This window comes from Aminobacter sp. MSH1, from assembly GCF_003071665.1.
Classification (GTDB): Bacteria; Pseudomonadota; Alphaproteobacteria; order Rhizobiales; family Rhizobiaceae; genus Aminobacter; species Aminobacter niigataensis.
The window spans coordinates 2248004-2264631 of sequence record NZ_CP026265.1; the positions used below are offsets into that span (position 1 = coordinate 2248004).

Genomic DNA, 16628 nt, shown 5'->3' on the forward strand with positions numbered 1-16628 from the left:
GGAAGTGCGGTCGAAAATCGCCATTGATCGGTCGGGGCATTCGGCTTAACGCTGCGTCCACTGCGGCAGGGGAATGCAATGAGCGACCAATTTCGTGAAGTGACCAGCGTGTCCTGGTTCGGGCGGATCAAGCGCGCGGTCGGCGGCGTGCTGGTCGGTCTGATCCTGGCCGTCGCGATGGTGGCCGTGCTGTTCTGGAACGAGGGCCGGGCGGTGACCACCGCGCGCTCGCTCGCCGAGGGTGCGGGTGCTGTGGTGTCGGTGCCCGTCGACAAGGTCGATGCGGTCAACGAAGGCGAGCTGGTGCACACCACGGGCCCGCTGACCTCTTCGGAGGGGGTCGGCGATCCGGATTTTGCGATCGAGGCCAAGGGCGTGCGCTTGGTGCGCAATGTCGAGATGTTCCAGTGGGTCGAGAACTCCAAGTCGGAGACGAACACGAAGCTTGGCGGCGGCGAAGAGACGGTCACCACCTACAGCTATGCCAAGGAGTGGCAGGACCGGCCGATCGCCTCGGCGGAGTTCAAGCAGCCGGCCAACCACCAGAACCCGTCGATGGAGCTCGGCTCGCGGTCTTTCCAGATCCATGAAGGCAAGCTCGGCGCGTTCACACTCGACGAGCCGATGCTCGACCGCATCGGCGACACCGATCCGCTGACGATCACACCAAGCCAGCTTGCCGACATCACCGCAGCCTATTCCGGCACGGAGCGCGTCAGCATTGTCGATGGACGCATCTTCATCGGCGCCAGTCCGACCTCGCCTGCCATCGGCGACTACCGCATCGGCTACCAGCTGGTTCCGCTGGGCGAGATCAGCGTCATCGGGCGCCAGACCGGCGACCGGTTTTCGCCCTACCAGACGGTGGCCGGCGACGAACTGCTGATGGTCGACACCGGCAGGGTGCCGGCGGAGAAGATGTTTGCCGAGGCGGTGAGCGTCAACACGATCGTCACCTGGCTGGTGCGCGCAGGCTGCCTGCTGCTCCTGGCGCTCGGCTTCGGGCTGTTGCTGGCGCCACTTGGCGTGCTGGCCGACGTGATCCCGTTCGTCGGCTCGATCGTGCGCATGGGCACGGGGCTGATCGCGTTCGTGCTGGCGCTGCTGGTGGGAACGGCGACGATCGCGGTGGCGTGGTTCTGGTACAGGCCGCTGCTGGCAATCGGCATCGTCGTGGCTGGATTGGCGGTCGCCCTGCTGCTGACGCGGCTCGGACGCCGCAAGGTGGCCGCCGCGCCGCCACAGGCGGGCGCGACGGCCTGAACGGTCAGCCGCCCTCGAATCCGGTGAGCACGCCGACGGCATTGATGCCGATCTCGTCGACGGCGTAGCCGCCTTCCATGACGAACAGGCTGGGCAGGCCGAGCCTGGCGATGCGAGCGCCGATCTTTGGATAGTCGGCGCTGGTCAGCTTGAACTGGCTGATCGGATCCTTCTCGAAGGTGTCGACGCCGAGCGAGACGACAACGACGTCCGGCGCATAGGCGGCGAGCTTCTGGCAGGCATCCTCGAGCGCCTCGTTCCACTTTGCCCACGAGGTGCCGAAAGGCAGGGGGTAGTTGAGGTTGAAGCCTTCGCCTGCGCCCGCGCCGCGCTCGTCGGCGTGGCCGAGGAAGAACGGGTACTCGGTCATCGGGTCGCCATGCAGGTTGATGACCTGGATGTCGGGACGATTGTAGAAGATTTCCTGCGTGCCGTTGCCGTGGTGATAGTCGACGTCGAGAACGGCGACGCGCGTCGCGCCCTGATCACGGAACCACTGCGCGGCGACGGCGGCGTTGTTGATGAAGCAGTAGCCACCCATGAAGGCAGCACCGGCATGGTGGCCGGGCGGGCGGCAGAGCGCGAAGGCAGCGCGTTCGCCAGCCTTGACCAGCTGGGCTGCGGTCAGCGCCACGTCATAAGACGACTTGATGGCGTCCCAGGTACCCTTCACAAAGCTCGCTCCGCCGTCGAAGGAATAAAAGCCGAGCAGGGCCTCGATGTTGCGCGGGGGGACATCGCCGCGCAGGCCGCGCGTCGGCCAGGCAAAGGGGATCGCCGAACCCGACTTGCCGGCGGCTTCCCACTGCGGCCAGACGGTCGGCAGGAAGTCGATGTAGTCGGCAGTGTGTACGCGCTTTGCAGCGGTGAGGTCATGTATTTCGGGCGCCAGGATCGGGCCGAGCTTCTCGCTTTCGACCCGCTTTCTGATGATCTCGGCCCGCGAGGGCTTCTCGAAGCCGGGCACGATGGCACCGGCGACAAGCTCCATCTGGCCGCCGTGGCCGGCATGGAGCGGCGAAAAGACTGTCTTCATGAAAATCCTTCCTTGTTCTGGTCGAGGTCGAGATAGGGGATGACCAGTGCGAGCCACATGGTCTTGACGTCGTCCTGGATGAGATCGAACGCCTTGCGGTCCCGCTTGAGTCCGACGAGCCGGCAGACGTGGCCGACTTCCATCATCACTACGCCCAGCCGACTGGCGACCTGGTCCTCAAGTGCGGGGTTCACATGCTGCAGCCAGGCCGCGTAGAGGGCGATGATCTGGTCGTCGTATTCGTTCTGGATGGGCCTCAGGTCGGGGTTGCCGGTAATGGCCTCGATGACCGGCATCAGGTTGGCATTGTCGAGATAGAGCCTGGAGGTGTCGATGAAGAGCTTGTCGACTTCCTGCTGAAACGTCTCGTGGCTGGTGGGGCGAGGGGCGTTGATGCGCCTGGCGATCACCTCGGGAAAGGCTGCGAGCCAGCGCCGGGCGAGATCCAGAAGAATGGCTTCCTTGTTGGGGAAGTACTGATAGACCGAACCGACGGACAAGCCGGCGCGCTGCGCAATGGCGAGCGTCGTCGGGGTCTTGGTCCCCTGTTCCCTGGTGAGAATCAGAGCGGCATCGAGAATCCGGTCGACCACCTTGCTCGAGCGTTCCTGTCGCGGCTGCTTGCGCGGTTTCAGCGCTGTCCTGGTTTTCCAGTTGAGACTGCGATTCACGGAATGATCTTCTCGCTCCCTAGGCGCGCGCATCATACACGGGGGCGTCCTCCACAACGCATCCGAAAAATCCCGCATATTGACAAACGCGAATAATTAGTCGCATTTTTTCGCGTTGCTGTCTTCAGGGAAACGCGAGGAATTCCTGGGGTCAGCGGATCGGCTTCAGCCTTCCAGTCTGGTTGCGCCATCCCCTTGGGAATTGGGGGCAGCCCGATGCGGGGGTGAACGGCCTCAGTCAGTCAAGTGCGCGGAGTCGCGATGTCTGTCCAAACGGTTCGCAATGCCGACCTGATCGTCATCAACGGCCGCGTGCTGACCATGGACCCGGCCCAGCCCGCTGCGGAAGCGGTGGCCATCAAGGATGGCCTGATCGCCGCTGTCGGCGACAAGACGACAATCGAAGCACTGCGCGGGCCCGACACAAAGGTCATCGACGCGCGCGGCGGGTCGGTGGTGCCGGGCTTCATCGAAGCGCACATGCACCTGTTTTCGGGTGCTGCCGAACTCGCCCATCTGCAACTTTCCGGCGTGCATGGCTTCGAGGCGCTTCGCGATGCGGTGCAGGCCTACGCCAAGTCGCGGCCCGATGCGCGGATGCTGGTGGGGCAAGGCGCCGACTACACCATTCTTGGCAGCGAGCGCGTGACGCGGCATCACCTCGACGCCATCCTTCCCGACCGGGCGTTCCTGATGGCGGCGCCCGACCATCACACCTATTGGGCCAACACACGTGCGCTCGAGATGGCCGACGTGCTGCACGGGCGCGAACTGACGCCCGGCAACGAGATCGTCATGGGCGCCGACGGCCTGGCCGAGGGCGAGCTGCGCGAAAACGAGGCGTTCAACCCGGTGCTGAAGCTCGCCGGCGAGGGGCGCGTTCGGCTCGGCCTGTCGACCGGCGGCGAGCCCGACCCGATGCCCAATGCCGAAGAACGCGCCGGCGACCGCGCCATCATGCGCCGCGGCCTCGACTGGTGCGCCCGGCACGGCATCACCTCGATCCAGAACATGGACGGCAACTACTACCAGCTGGAGCTTCTGTCGGAGGTCGAGGCCGAGGGCGACCTGATCTGCCGGGTCAAGGTGCCGTTCCACTACAAGAACTTCATGACCCTCGACATGCTGGAAAAGGCATCCGACATGGCCAACCGCTATGACAGCGAGTGGCTGTCGTCGGGCATGGTCAAGCTGTTCTACGACGGCGTGCTCGATTCCTGGACAGCCGTGATGATCGAGCCTTATGCCGACCGGCAGGACTGGGTCGGCGAGCCGCTGTTTTCGCCGGAAGAGTTCAAGCGCATCGCCGTCGAGATCGACAGGCGCGGCCTGCAGATCGCCGTGCATTCGATCGGCGACGGGGCGACGCGCGCCGTGCTCGACGGCTATGAGGCAGCACAGAAGGCAAACGGCAAGCGCGACAGCCGCCACCGGGTGGAGCATGTCGAACTGACGACGGCGGCCGACATCCAGCGCTTCGTCGACCTCGGCGCGATCGCCTCGATGCAGCCACCGCATCCTCCCGGCGCGATGACCTTTCCGCTGGAGCCGACGGTCTCGCGCATCGGCCGCGAGCGCTGGCCCTATGCCTATCCGACACGGACGCTGATCGAGGCAGGAGCACATGTGGTGTTCGCGTCCGACTGGCCGGTGGCGCCGATCGATCCGATCGCCGGCATGCAGGCGGCGATGCTGCGCAAGCCTTGGGCAGAAGACATGCCGGACCAGAGCGTTTCGCTGCACCAGGTATTGGCCGGCTACACCGTCGAGGGTGCCTATGCCGAGTTCATGGAAGACAGGAAGGGCCGGTTGAAGCCGGGTTTCTTCGGCGATCTGGTCGTGCTGTCGGCCGACATCGAAGCGATCGATGCTGCCGTGCTGCATGAGGTGCGGCCGGTGACGACGGTCTGTGGCGGCAGGGTGACCTACCAGGCCTGATGGGGCCGGCGATGGCGTGGCATGTGGACTGCGAGCCGTTGTTGCCAAGCCTAGCGGCGTGTGGTGACAATCGAACGGGGAAAAAAGTTCCACTGTGAAGGTGGACGGAAACAATGGGGCGATTTGCGTGCCGGCTACACCGGGTAAGAATGCGATTGAAGTTCGCGGGGTTCGCAAGGTCTTTGGAACGGGAGAGGCGCAGGTCGCGGCGCTGGACACTGTCTCGGTGTCGATCAGGGAAAACGAGTTCTTCACGCTGCTCGGGCCTTCCGGCTGCGGCAAGACCACGCTTCTGAGGTTGATTGCCGGCTTCGACTTTCCGTCGGATGGCGAGATCATGCTTTACGGCGAGGACATCGCGCCGCTGCCGCCGTTCAAGCGGCCGGTCAACACGGTGTTCCAGTCCTACGCGCTGTTCCCGCACATGACGGTGGCGCAGAATATCGGCTTCGGCCTGGAGATGCTGGGCAAGCCGCGCGCCGAGATCGACGCGCGCGTCACGGAGATGCTGAAGCTGGTGCGCATGGAAAAGCTCGCCAAGCGCCGCACCAGCCAGATCTCGGGCGGCCAGCAGCAGCGCGTGGCGCTCGCCCGTGCGCTGGCGCCGCAGCCCAAGGTGCTGCTGCTCGACGAGCCGCTGTCGGCGCTCGACTACAAGCTGCGCAAGGAAATGCAGATCGAACTCAAGCGCCTGCAGCACGAGACCGGCATCACCTTCATCTTCGTCACGCATGACCAGGAGGAGGCGCTGACGATGTCGGACCGCATCGCGGTGATGTCGTCGGGCAAGATCCTGCAGGTCGGCAGCCCGCGCGACATCTACGACCGGCCGGCCGAACGCTTCGTTGCCGACTTCATCGGCGAGACCAACTTCCTCGATGCGCGGATCGACAGCATCGAGGAGGGGAGAGCCAAGGTGACGCTGAAGTCGGGCGCAACGGTCTCGGCGACGCTGCCCGACGGCTTCAAGCCGGACGGCGAAGCCACGGTGGTGATCCGGCCCGAACATGCCAAGGCCGTCAAAGACGGTGGCGACATTTCGGGCGTGGTCGAAAACGTCGTCTACTTCGGCACCGATACGCATGTTCACATCAGGCTGGACGACGGCGAGACGTTCACGGTCCGCCAGCAGAACGCGCGGGGGGCTGGAACGAGCTTCGAGCGCGGCCAGCGCGTCGGCATCGTCATCGGCGACGATGCGGCCCAGATCCTGAAGGACTGAGCCATGGCGACCGCAGCCGAAATCGAAAAGCAGGCAGAGGCGCGGGAGGTCAGGAATCGCTGGTTTCTGTCGGGGCCGGCGCTGATCATCATCCTGCTGGCCGCATCCGGCCCGCTGCTGATCGTGCTCCTCTATTCGTTCCTGACGCCCGGACCCTACGGCGACGTGGTCTGGAAGTTCTCGACCGAAGGCTGGGTGGCGGTCTTTCTCGAACGCGATATCTTCGACGACACGCTGTCGTTTGCCGGTGCCCACCTCACCATCTTCTGGCGGTCGTTGAAGCTTGCCATCATGGCGACGGTGGCGACGCTGATCTTCGGCTTTCCGACGGCGTATTTCATCGCCACGCGGCCGGAGCGGACGCGTGACATCTGGCTGTTCCTGATCACCATCCCGTTCTGGACGAACCTTCTGATCCGCACCTTTGCCGTGCTGCAGGTGATCCGTAACGAAGGCATCATCAACACGGCGCTGATCAATCTCGGCATCATCGACCAGCCGATCCAGATGCTCTACACCGACTTCGCCATCATGGTCGGCATGGTCTACGTCTACCTGCCGCTGATGGTGCTGCCGCTCTATGCCAGCATGGAAAAGCTCGATTTCCGGCTGGTCGAGGCCGGATACGACCTCTATGCCACGCGCTGGCAGGTGCTCAAGCGGATCATCTTCCCGATGGTCAGGCCCGGCGTCATCGCAGGCTCGATCCTGGTCTTCATCCCGGCCATCGGCGCCTATGTCACGCCCAGCGTTCTCGGCGGCGGCAAGAACATGATGTTCGCCAACCTAATCGAGCTGCAGTTCGGGCAGGGCCGCAACTGGCCACTGGGCGCTGCGCTGTCGATCACCGTCATGGCGATCGTGATGGTGGCGCTGGTGGTCTATGTCCGCAACACGTCCGGATCGGAGGCGCGCCATGGCTAAGCGTTTTTCGATCCGCCAGCAGACCGGCTTTACCGCAATCGCTGCGGCCTGCTTCGTGCTGCTCTACGTGCCGATCGCGGTGCTGGTGGCGTATGCCTTCAACGAGTCGACCTCCGTGTCGGAATGGGGCGGCTTCTCGCTGCGCTGGTTCGCCGCCGCCTGGAACAACGACCAGGTCATCGACGCCTCGCTGCGTTCGCTGAAGATTGCTTCTTCTGCGGCGGTGATCGCGACGATTGCGGCAACCATGGCGGCGCTGGCGACGACGCGGACGCGAGCCTATCGCGGGCTGACGTTCAAATACGCCTTCATCAACCAGCCGCTGATGGTGCCCGAGATCGTCACCGGCGTCGCACTGCTGATCTTCTTTGCGCAGATCAAGATCGCCACGGGTTATTCGGGCCTCGGCTACCTGATCACCGCGCATACGGCGTTCTGCATCCCCTTCGCCTATCTGCCGATCCGGGCGCGGCTCGAGAACATGGACCTGACGCTCGAACGCGCGGCCGCCGATCTCTACGCCACGCCGTGGAAGGCGTTCCGCCGCGTGACGCTGCCGCTGCTTTGGCCGGGCATCATCGCCGGCCTGATGCTCGCCTTCGTCATCTCTCTCGACGACGTGGTCATCACCGAATTCGTCAAGTCGGGCGGTCAGGATACCCTGCCGACCTACATGCTGGGGCAAATCCGCCGCGGCATCACGCCGGAGGTCAATGCGATTTCGACCGTCTTCCTGCTCTTGTCGGTCGTCATCGTCACGCTGTTCTTCTTCTTGAGCAGGAAACGGGATTAATCAACGGGAGTGAAATGATGAACCTGAAATCCATGTCGACGGCGGTCGGCCTGGCGCTGCTGGCCTCCACCAGCCTTGCCTCGGCAGAAGGCGCGCTGAACATCTACAACTGGGGCAACTACATCAGCCCCGACATGATCAAGAAGTTCGAGGAGAAGCATAGCGTCAAGGTCACGGTGACCGACTACGACTCAAACGACACGGCACTCGCCAAGGTGCGCCAGGGTGGCCACGGCTTCGACGTCGCCATGCCGTCGCAGACCTACATCCCGATCTGGATCCAGGAAGGCCTGCTGCTCGAGACCCGTCCCGACCAGATGGAGAATTTCAAGAACGTCATGCCCGAGTGGAAGGATCCTGCCTTTGATCCGGGCCGCCACTACAGCGTGCCGTGGGCGCTGGGCACCGTTGGCGTTGGCGTCAATACCGAGTTCTACAAGGGCGACATCAACACCTGGAAAATCGTCTTCGATACGCCGGACGAGCTGAAGGGCAAGGTCAACGTCGTCCCCGAGATGAACGACGTGATGCATGCCGCGATCAAGTATGTCGGTGGCGAGCAGTGCACCGGCGACAAGGAAGTGCTGAAGAAGGTGCGCGACGTGCTCGTGGCCGCCAAGCCGAACTGGATCGCCATGGAGTACAACACCATCGACAAGATGGGCGCCGGCGACTTCAAGGCGACCAGCGACTGGAACGGTTCAGTTCTGCGTCAGCGTCTGGCCAATCCGGCCATCCACTATGGCTACCCGGTCGAGGGCTTCCAGTTCTGGAGCGACAACGTCGTGGTGCTGAAGGACGCCGCGAACGTCGAGAATGCCAAGCTGTTCCAGAACTTCATGATGGATCCGGAAAACGCGGCGATGAACTCGGCCTTCCACCGCTACGCCAACGGCATCGCCGGATCGGAGAAGTTCATGCCGGCCGACATGACCTCGGCGCCGGAAGTCGTGGTGCCTGAGGAATTCAAGAAGAACGGTGAAATCCTGCAGACCTGCGCGCCGGAAGTGACGGCGCTCTACACCAAGATCTGGACCGAACTGCAGAAGTAAATTCTGCCCGGATTCGCCAAGGAACCATCGCAACCGGACCCCGTCCGGCTGCGATGGACTTTTAGCCTGCCGCTGGCAGGGTCATCACAGCTCAGATAAAAAGGAGTCCCGCTGTGAAACCATTAATGTCCACCACTGTCGCGGCGATCGCGCTGCTTGCGGCGACCGGTCTTGGCCGCGCCGAAGGGCAGCTCAACATCTACAACTGGGGCAATTACACCAACCCCGAGGTCATCAAGAAATTCGAGGACAAGTACAAGGTCAAGGTGACGGTCACCGACTACGACTCGAACGAGACCGCGCTCGCCAAGGCGCGCCAGGGCGGCAGCGGCTTCGACATCGTGGTTCCCTCGCAGACGCACCTGCCGATCTGGATCAATGAAGGCCTGCTGCTCGAAACCAATCCCGGCGGCATGGAGAACTTCAAGAACGTCGCGCCCGAATGGGCCAACCCCGAGTTCGACCTCGGCCGCAAATATTCGGTGCCGTGGGCCTGGGGCACCGTCGGCGTGGTGGTCGACACCGAGGCCTATAAGGGCGACATCAACAGCTGGAAGATCATTTTCGAGACGCCGGACGAGCTGAAGGGCAAGGTCAACGTTGTTCCCGAAATGAAGGACGTGGTCACGGCTGCGGTCCGCTATGTCGGCGGCGAACAGTGCACGACCGACAAGGAAGTGCTGAAGAAGGCGCGCGACCTGCTGGTTGCCGCCAAGCCCAACTGGGTGGCCATGGAGTATGGCGCCGTCGACAAGATGAAGGCCGGCGACTTCAAGGCCTCCAGTACCTGGAACGGCGCAGGACTGCGTATCCGCCTGGAGCGTCCTGAAGTGCATTTCGGCTATCCGAAGGAAGGCTTCACCTATTGGAGCGACAACGTCGTCGTGCTCAAGGACGCCGCGAATGTCGAGAACGCGAAGCTGTTCCAGAACTTCATCATGGATCCCGAGGTCGCGGCCGGGCTTTCGGCGTTTCATCGCTATGCCAACGGCATTGCCGGGTCGGAGAAATTCATGCCTGATGACATGAAGGATGCACCGGAGATCGTCATTCCGGAGGCCAGCAAGGCGCATGGCACGATGGCACTGATGTGCTCGCCGGAAGCCGATGCGCTCTACACCCGGATCTGGACCGATCTGCAGAAGTAAGTGTTTCGACGATGGGGTTCGGCGTCCGCGCCGAACCCCAGAAACAGCGCGAGGGTGATGCCATGAGCTCCTACCGCAACAGCGAAACCGTGCCGCCGATCATGCAGGGCTCGCCGCCCAGGATGCCGGTGCCGAAAGCGGCGTGGGACATGCCGCCGTGGAACCGCTGGGCCTTCCAGCATGTACGCGAGATCGTGCCGACGGCGGAAGTGTGGCGCGGCGAGGGGCCTGTGCGTGCATTGCCACGCGCCGAAACTGACCTGGACGGGCTGGCGGTCGTTGACAGCGAGGGCAAGCCGACTACGCTTTCGGGCCTGCTCGACGAGACCTACACTGACGGCTTCCTGGTGCTCAAGGACGGCAAGATCGCCTATGAGCGCTACTTCAACGGCATGACGCCGCGCACCCCGCATCTGTCGCAATCGGTGGCGAAGTCGGTGACCGGCACCGTGTTCGGCATCCTTGCCGGCAGGCGTATCGTCGATCCGAAGAAGCTGGTGACCGACTATCTACCTGAACTGGCAACGACCGGCTGGAAAGGTGCGACCCTCCAGCAGGTGCTCGACATGACCACGGGCGTGCGCTTCAGCGAAGCCTATACCGACCCCTATTCGGACATCGGCCAGGTCGATGTCGCCGGCGGCTGGAAGCCGGTTCCCGCTGATACGGACCCCAGCTTCCACTGGCCGCAGCATATGTTCGAACTTATCCTGCGCCTGACCGAGACCACCCGGCCACATGGCGCCGAGTTCGAATACCGGTCGATCGAGACCGACGTGCTCGCCTTCGTCATGGAGCGGGCGACCGGCAAGCGGCTGGCGCAATTGGTATCGGAAGAGCTGTGGCAGAAGATCGGCGCCGAGGAGAGCGCCTTCTTCACGGTCGACAGCGCCGGCTATGCGATTGCCGATGGCGGCTTCAACGCGACGCTGCGCGACTATGCCCGCTTCGGCCAGGCGATCCTGGAAGATGGCGCCGGTATCATGCCAGCCGACTGGATTGCCGAGACGCGGAACGGCATGCACGGCCCGAACTTCAGCACTTCGATGCCGGAGGCCAGCTACCACAACCAGTTCTGGATCGAGGATCCGCGCTCGCGCGCCCTGATGTGCCGGGGCGTGTTCGGGCAGCTGATCCATATCGACTGGGCGACCCGAATGGTGACGGTGAAGCTGTCGACCTGGCCTGACTTCACCTCCGTGCCCTATTCAGTGGCGACCTTGAAGGCCGTGCATGCAATCGCCGCCGCACTGGCCTGACGGGAATATTCAGCAGCAAGGAAAGATCATGACGTCATCCACCGCGTTCAAGCGCATGTTCGGCTTCGCCCGCAAGGACGTGAGCCTGGGCAACTGGCGCGAGCAGCCATACAATAGCTGGTCGTTCCAGAACGCTGGCGAGATGGTGCCGAGTGCGCGCATCGCCGCGCGCGAAGGCCTCGTCGAGGATGCGCCGATCGATCTGGGCGGGCTTCTCGATGATAGCGTTGCGATCAACGGCAATGACGAAACCGTCGCCGGCTTCCTCTCGCGCTCGTCGACCGATGCGCTGGCGGTGATGAAGAAGGGCCGTTTCGTTGGCGATTGGTTCGCGCCGACGATGAAACCCGATGCGCGGCACATCATCTTCTCCATCTCCAAATCGCTGACTGCGATCCTGGCCGGTGCGCTGGAAGGCGAAGGCAGGCTCGACCCGAACGCGTCGGTGACCGACTACGTGCCGGAAGCGGCAGGCTCGGTCTATGCCAATGCCACCGTGCGCCATGTGCTCGACATGACGGTCAGCCTCGACTTCGAAGAGGCCTATCTCGATCCCGAGAGCCTGTTTGCGCGCTATCGCCGCGCCACGATGTGGAACCCCGGCGGCGGGGCGGAATCGCTGCGTGAGTTTCTGGTCGCCCTGCAGCCGCTGGACGAACCGCATGGCCAGACCTTCCGCTACCGTTCGCCCAATTCCGACCTGCTCGGCATCATCGTCGAGCGCGCCTCCGGCCAGCGCTATGCCGAGCTGATGTCCGACAGGCTGTGGAGGCCATTGGGCGCCAGGCGTGATGGCTTCGTCACCGTCGACAAGGAGGGTTCGGCGCGTGCCGCGGGCGGTGTTTCGGTTGCAGTGCGCGACCTTGCCCGCGTCGGCGAGATGATGCGGCAGGGCGGTGTGGCGGAGGGCGGACGGATCGTGCCGCAGGCCTGGGTGGAGGATACGATCCATGGCGGCGACGCTGCCGCCTGGCAGCGCGGCACCATGACCAACCTGTTCGCCCACGGGCGCTATCGCAACAAGTGGTACCAGAGCGCCAACGCAAGCGGCGCCTATTGCGGCATCGGCATCCATGGCCAGTGGTTGTATGTCGACCCCAAGGCCGAGGTGGTGATTTCCAAGATGTCGTCGCAGGCGCTGCCGGTGGACGATCCGCTCGACCTCGACAATGTCGCGTTCTTCGAGGCGATCTGCGCAAGGGTTTGAGGGGTCGACCGGCTTCGAGCAGCCCCCTCATCCGGCCGCTCCGCGGCCACCTTCTCGCCGTTGGGGAGAAGAGGAAGGGCGGCGACGCCTCAGATCTCCTCTCCCACCGGGGAGAGGTCACCCGAGCGTAGCGGAGGGTGGGTGAGGGGGCGCCCTTCTCACTCCACCGTCGAAAACCTGTATTCCGTCACCTGCGAATAGATCTCGCCCGGCCTGAGCACCGTGCTCGGGAAGTGCGGATGGTTGGCCGCATCGGGGAAGCGTTGCGGCTCGAGGCATAGCGCGCCGAAGCGGACGGGGTCGATGCCGCCGCGCAAAGGCGGGGCGACCGGCAGGAACGCGCCATCGTAGAATTGCAGGCCGGGCTCCGTGGTCCAGAGATCGAGACGGATGCCTGAGCGGGACCCTTCCAGCCGGGCGGCGTGCCAGGGCTCGGGTGCCGGCTGCATGGCGAGCACGAAATTGTGGTCGTACGCCTGGTGAGCGTCGTCCTGGCCGTTGCGGATGGCGCGCAACTCGCGGAAGTCGAAGATGGTGTCGTCCACCGCCAGCACCTCGCCGGTCGGGATGCTCGCGGCATCGACCGGCGTATAGGCCTCGGCGGCAATCTTGAGGCGGTGGTCGAGGATCGAGCCTGAGCCGTCGAGGTTGAAATAGGCGTGGGCTGCGAGGTTCATCAGGGTCGGGGCGTCGGTTCGACCGCCGAGTGCGATGCGCAGCCGGCCCTTGTCGAGCAAATAGCGGCAGGTGACGATGACCTTGCCGGGGTAGCCCTGGTCGCTGTCGGGCGAGGTCAGGCCGAGCAGGACGGAGTTTTCGCTGGCATCGACGACCGTCCAGTTGCGGCGGTAGAAGCCGTCGCCACCGCCGTGCAGGTGGGTGCGCCCGGCCTCGTTGACGTCGACCTGATGCTGGACACCGTCGAGGCTGAAATGGCCTCCGGCGATGCGGTTGGCGCAGCGTCCGGCGATGGCACCGAAATAGCCGCCATGGGCGAGATAGCCGTCGAGGTCGTCGAAGCCGAGGATGACCGAACGCGGACCGGCTGGCGTGGCGACCACGAGATCGGCGAGCGTGGCGCCGAAGGTGAGAACTGTGGCCTCGATGCCGTCGGCAGCAATGCTGACCGCTTCCACCATCGAGCCGTCGGGCATCCGACCGAATTCGCTGACCGCCATTGCTTGACACCTCCGCAGTCGGGGCAAGCGAGCCCTCGGGGCAGGAGAACCGCCGGGGCAGGGACCTGCCTCGGTCCAGAGTCCAGGAAACAGGATCGATTCTCAAGCGGCTTGTCCCGAAAGAATCAGGCAGCGAGCAGGCTCTTCAGCTTGACGACCGAAGACTCCAGGGCCTCGGGATCGGGGCGGGCCGACTTACCGATCAGCATCTCGGCGAGACGAATGTCGCGGGCGACCGCGTTGTCCGGGCCGATGCCACTGGCAGCAACGAGACGACCGTCATCCTTGAGGTGGAAGAGGATGAAGGCGCCGTCGCCGAGATCGCGGCGGACAGTGCGTTCGCCTTCGTCGGGCAGGCCGGCGATCTGCAGGGTGAGCCCGTACTGGTCGGACCAGAACCAGGGGACCGAGGCGTGGGCTTCCTCGGCGCCGAGCATGTTGCGGGCGGCAAGCGCGCCATGTTCCTGGGCGCTGCGCCATGCCTCGAGGCGGACGCGGCGGTGGCCATAGACGGCGAGCGGGAAGGAGCAGCAGTCGCCGGCGGCAAAGATTTGCGGGTCGCTGGTGCGCAGCCGGGCGTCGACGGAGATGCCGTTGTTGAGCGCCAGGCCGGCGGTTTCGGCAAGGGCGGTCACGGGGACGGCGCCGATCCCGACGATGGCGAGGTCGGCCACGACAGTCCGGCCGCTCGACAGCGCGATGCGAACCGAGTTGCCGTCGTCTTCGATGGCTGCGACGCCGTCGCCGCAGACGATCTCAACGCTTTCGGTGACGTGCCTCTCATGCACGATGGCGGCGATCTCCTCGGGTACGCCGCGCATCAGGATGCGGGGCTGCGCCTCGACGACCGTCACATCGGCGCCGAGTTTGCGGGCCGAGGCTGCGAGTTCGAGGCCGATGAAGCCACCGCCGACGATGGCGATGCGGACGCCTTCGCGCAAATGCTGTCGGATCAGCAGCGCATCGTCGAAGGTGCGGAGATAGACGCAGCGCGCGCCGAGGCCCGACATAGGTAACTTTCGCGGGATGGAACCGGTGGCCACCAGCAGCTTGTCGTAGGCCAGGTCGGAGCCATCGCCGAGGCGCACCGAGCGGTTGGCGCGGTCGATGGAGATGACGGTCGTCGAGCCCTTGAGGTCGATACGGTGTTCGGCCAGGCGGGCGGCATCGGCGATGGCCTTGATTGTTGGCGCTTCGCCACTTGTCATCGCCTCCTTGGAGAGCGGCGGCCGCTCATAGGGAAGGTGAGGCTCCGAGCCGACCAGCGTGATGCCGCCGCCGTAGCCTTCCTCGCGCAGGGCGAAGGCCGCGCGCGTGCCGCATTCGCCAGCGCCGATAATGACCATTCCCGCCGTCATGTCAGTTGCCCAGTTGGATGAAGACTTTGCCGGCGTCGACCTTGACCGGATAGGTCTGGAGGTTGACGCAGACGGGCGCGCCGCGGGCCGCCCCGGTCTTGTAGTTGAAGCGGCCGTTATGCTTGGGGCACTCGATGATGTCGCCCATGACCAGCCCCTGCGAGAGGTGGATCTGCTCGTGGGTGCACAGGCCGTCGGTGGCGAAGAATTCGTCCTCCGGGCTGCGGTAGATGGCGAAGCTTTTGCCCGCATGGTCGAAGCGGATCACGTCTTCCTCGTCGATGTCGTTGGCCGCGCAGGCCTCGATCCAGTCGCTCATGTCTCTCTCCCTGGGATTTTGGAATACGGGGCGGCTGGGGGCCGCCGCCCCGGGGTGGCGCCTTGGGAGGCTATTCGGCGGCGAGGGCTGCCTCGCTGTGGAATTCTTCGCGGTAGGGCCGCGCCGTGGGGGGCAACTCGCGCTTGATGAAATAGTCCTCGTTGCGGAGCTGGCGGATGAAGGCCGGCAGCATTTCCCGATAGCCCGCCCACATGGAAGCGTTCGGCGCCGGCAGGTCGTGTTTGATTATCTCGTGCAGCTTCGGCAGCGCGTGATAGGGCACCATCGGGAACATGTGGTGTTCGACGTGATAGTTCATGTTCCAGTAGATGAAGCGGCTGATTGGGTTCATCAGTACAGTGCGGCTGTTGAGGCGGTGGTCGACGACGTTGTCGGCGAGTCCGCCATGCTGCAGCAGGCCGGTGAGCACATGGTGCCAGGCGCCGTAGAGGCGGGGCAGGCCGACCAGCATCAGCGGCAGCCACGAACCGAGATAGACGGCGAGCGCGATGGTTGCCAGGTAGATGGCGAGCCAGATGCGGGCGATGCGGATGGCCCTGGGCTGTTCGCTCTCGGGAATGAAGGTCTTCTCTTCCTTGCCGATCAGGCCGGCGGCGTTGCGGACCATGTCGACGATCGCGTGCCAGGCATCGATCAGGCCGAAGAAGTTGAGCACGACGCGTAAGAGATCCGGCGGGCGCATGACTGATATCTCGGGATCGCGGCCGACGATGACGGTGTCGGTATGGTGGCGGGTGTGGCTCCAGCGCCAGGTCACCGGATTGCGCATGATCATGAAGCAGGCGATCTGGTAGACCACATCGTTCATCCACGGCGTCTTGAAGGCGGTGCCGTGGCCGCATTCATGCCAGCGGGCATCGGTGGCCGAGCCATAGAGCACGCCGTAGCAGAGGAAGAAGGGCGCGCACCACCAGCTGCCCCAAAGCGCGGCACCTGTGGCGCCGAAGGCAACGAGCAGGCCGAGCCAGATCGCGGTGTCGCGGATGGCCGGACCGTCGGAGCGCTGCATCAGCTCCTTCATCTGCTTGCGCGGAATGTGGGTGTGGTACCACTCGGCGGCGGCGAGGCCGCTCTCGACGGCGCGGCGCGCGCTCTCTCCCACAAGACTGTAGTCGCGCGCCGAAGGCGTGACGGTCATGGCTCTCTCCCTGGAAGTCGGGAACGGTTCCACGGTAGGCGTCGGAGATCGTTCACTGGAAGAATGGTAGCCTATGATGCGATTTTTTCAATCACGAGATG

General features: G+C 64.3%; 15 protein-coding genes. 9 read left to right on the forward strand and 6 right to left on the reverse strand.

The features are described 5' to 3' along the window. The first annotated feature begins 78 nt into the window (after positions 1–78). On the forward strand, positions 79–1263 hold the full coding sequence (locus tag CO731_RS11155; RefSeq protein WP_108607158.1) for a TMEM43 family protein: 1185 nt from the start codon (positions 79–81) through the stop codon (positions 1261–1263). Between the two features lie 4 nt (positions 1264–1267). Here the strand turns inward: CO731_RS11155 and CO731_RS11160 are convergent, their stop codons facing one another. Together CO731_RS11160 and CO731_RS11165 are read right to left on the reverse strand one after the other, a co-directional pair. Then, the gene (locus CO731_RS11160; protein ID WP_108607159.1) at positions 1268–2299 is read right to left on the reverse strand and encodes a histone deacetylase family protein; all 1032 of its coding nucleotides are present in this window, start codon (positions 2297–2299) and stop codon (positions 1268–1270) included. After that, a complete protein-coding gene (locus tag CO731_RS11165) occupies positions 2296–2970 on the reverse strand; it encodes a TetR/AcrR family transcriptional regulator (protein WP_108607160.1) in 675 nt (224 codons plus the stop codon). Before CO731_RS11165 ends, CO731_RS11160 begins: the two co-directional genes overlap by 4 nt. A gap of 261 nt (positions 2971–3231) precedes the next feature. On the opposite strand from CO731_RS11165, the gene CO731_RS11170 reads away from it, so the two are divergent. The 8 genes from CO731_RS11170 (at position 3232) to CO731_RS11205 (ending at position 12513) form a co-directional block, all read left to right on the forward strand. Continuing rightward, positions 3232–4908, forward strand: coding sequence for an amidohydrolase (locus CO731_RS11170; protein WP_108607161.1), 1677 nt, complete (start codon positions 3232–3234; stop codon positions 4906–4908). 127 nt (positions 4909–5035) lie between these two features. Next, positions 5036–6130 carry an ABC transporter ATP-binding protein gene (locus tag CO731_RS11175; RefSeq protein WP_108609767.1) on the forward strand — a complete coding sequence of 365 codons (1095 nt, stop codon included), beginning with the start codon at positions 5036–5038 and terminating at the stop codon, positions 6128–6130. 3 nt (positions 6131–6133) lie between these two features. Continuing rightward, on the forward strand, positions 6134–7054 hold the full coding sequence (locus CO731_RS11180) for an ABC transporter permease (RefSeq protein ID WP_108607162.1): 921 nt from the start codon (positions 6134–6136) through the stop codon (positions 7052–7054). Continuing rightward, positions 7047–7847 carry an ABC transporter permease gene (locus CO731_RS11185; RefSeq protein WP_108607163.1) on the forward strand — a complete coding sequence of 267 codons (801 nt, stop codon included), beginning with the start codon at positions 7047–7049 and terminating at the stop codon, positions 7845–7847. The genes CO731_RS11180 and CO731_RS11185 overlap by 8 nt, the downstream gene beginning before the upstream one ends. A 17-nt stretch (positions 7848–7864) precedes the next feature. After that, positions 7865–8899 (forward strand): extracellular solute-binding protein, encoded by a 1035-nt coding sequence (locus CO731_RS11190; protein ID WP_108607164.1) that lies wholly within the window; start codon positions 7865–7867, stop codon positions 8897–8899. Positions 8900–9024: 125 nt separating this feature from the next. Then, complete coding sequence (locus CO731_RS11195) at positions 9025–10047, forward strand: extracellular solute-binding protein (RefSeq protein ID WP_108607165.1); 1023 nt, start codon at positions 9025–9027, stop codon at positions 10045–10047. Positions 10048–10109: 62 nt separating this feature from the next. Further along, a complete protein-coding gene (locus CO731_RS11200) occupies positions 10110–11306 on the forward strand; it encodes a serine hydrolase (protein WP_108609768.1) in 1197 nt (398 codons plus the stop codon). A gap of 28 nt (positions 11307–11334) precedes the next feature. Beyond that, entirely contained in the window at positions 11335–12513 is a 1179-nt protein-coding gene (locus CO731_RS11205; RefSeq protein ID WP_108607166.1) for a serine hydrolase, read from the forward strand. A gap of 158 nt (positions 12514–12671) precedes the next feature. Here CO731_RS11205 and CO731_RS11210 read toward each other — a convergent pair whose 3' ends face one another. From CO731_RS11210 to CO731_RS11225, 4 genes are all read right to left on the reverse strand, one after another. Then, positions 12672–13691, reverse strand: a complete 1020-nt coding sequence (locus tag CO731_RS11210; protein WP_108607167.1) for an aldose epimerase family protein — start codon at positions 13689–13691, stop codon at positions 12672–12674. Positions 13692–13816: 125 nt separating this feature from the next. Further along, the gene (locus CO731_RS11215; RefSeq protein ID WP_108607168.1) at positions 13817–15049 is read right to left on the reverse strand and encodes an FAD-dependent oxidoreductase; all 1233 of its coding nucleotides are present in this window, start codon (positions 15047–15049) and stop codon (positions 13817–13819) included. 1 nt (position 15050) lies between these two features. Then, on the reverse strand, positions 15051–15368 hold the full coding sequence (locus tag CO731_RS11220) for a MocE family 2Fe-2S type ferredoxin (protein WP_108607169.1): 318 nt from the start codon (positions 15366–15368) through the stop codon (positions 15051–15053). A 70-nt stretch (positions 15369–15438) separates the two neighbouring features. Further along, on the reverse strand, positions 15439–16527 hold the full coding sequence (locus tag CO731_RS11225) for a fatty acid desaturase family protein (RefSeq protein WP_108607170.1): 1089 nt from the start codon (positions 16525–16527) through the stop codon (positions 15439–15441). Positions 16528–16628 lie beyond the last annotated feature (101 nt).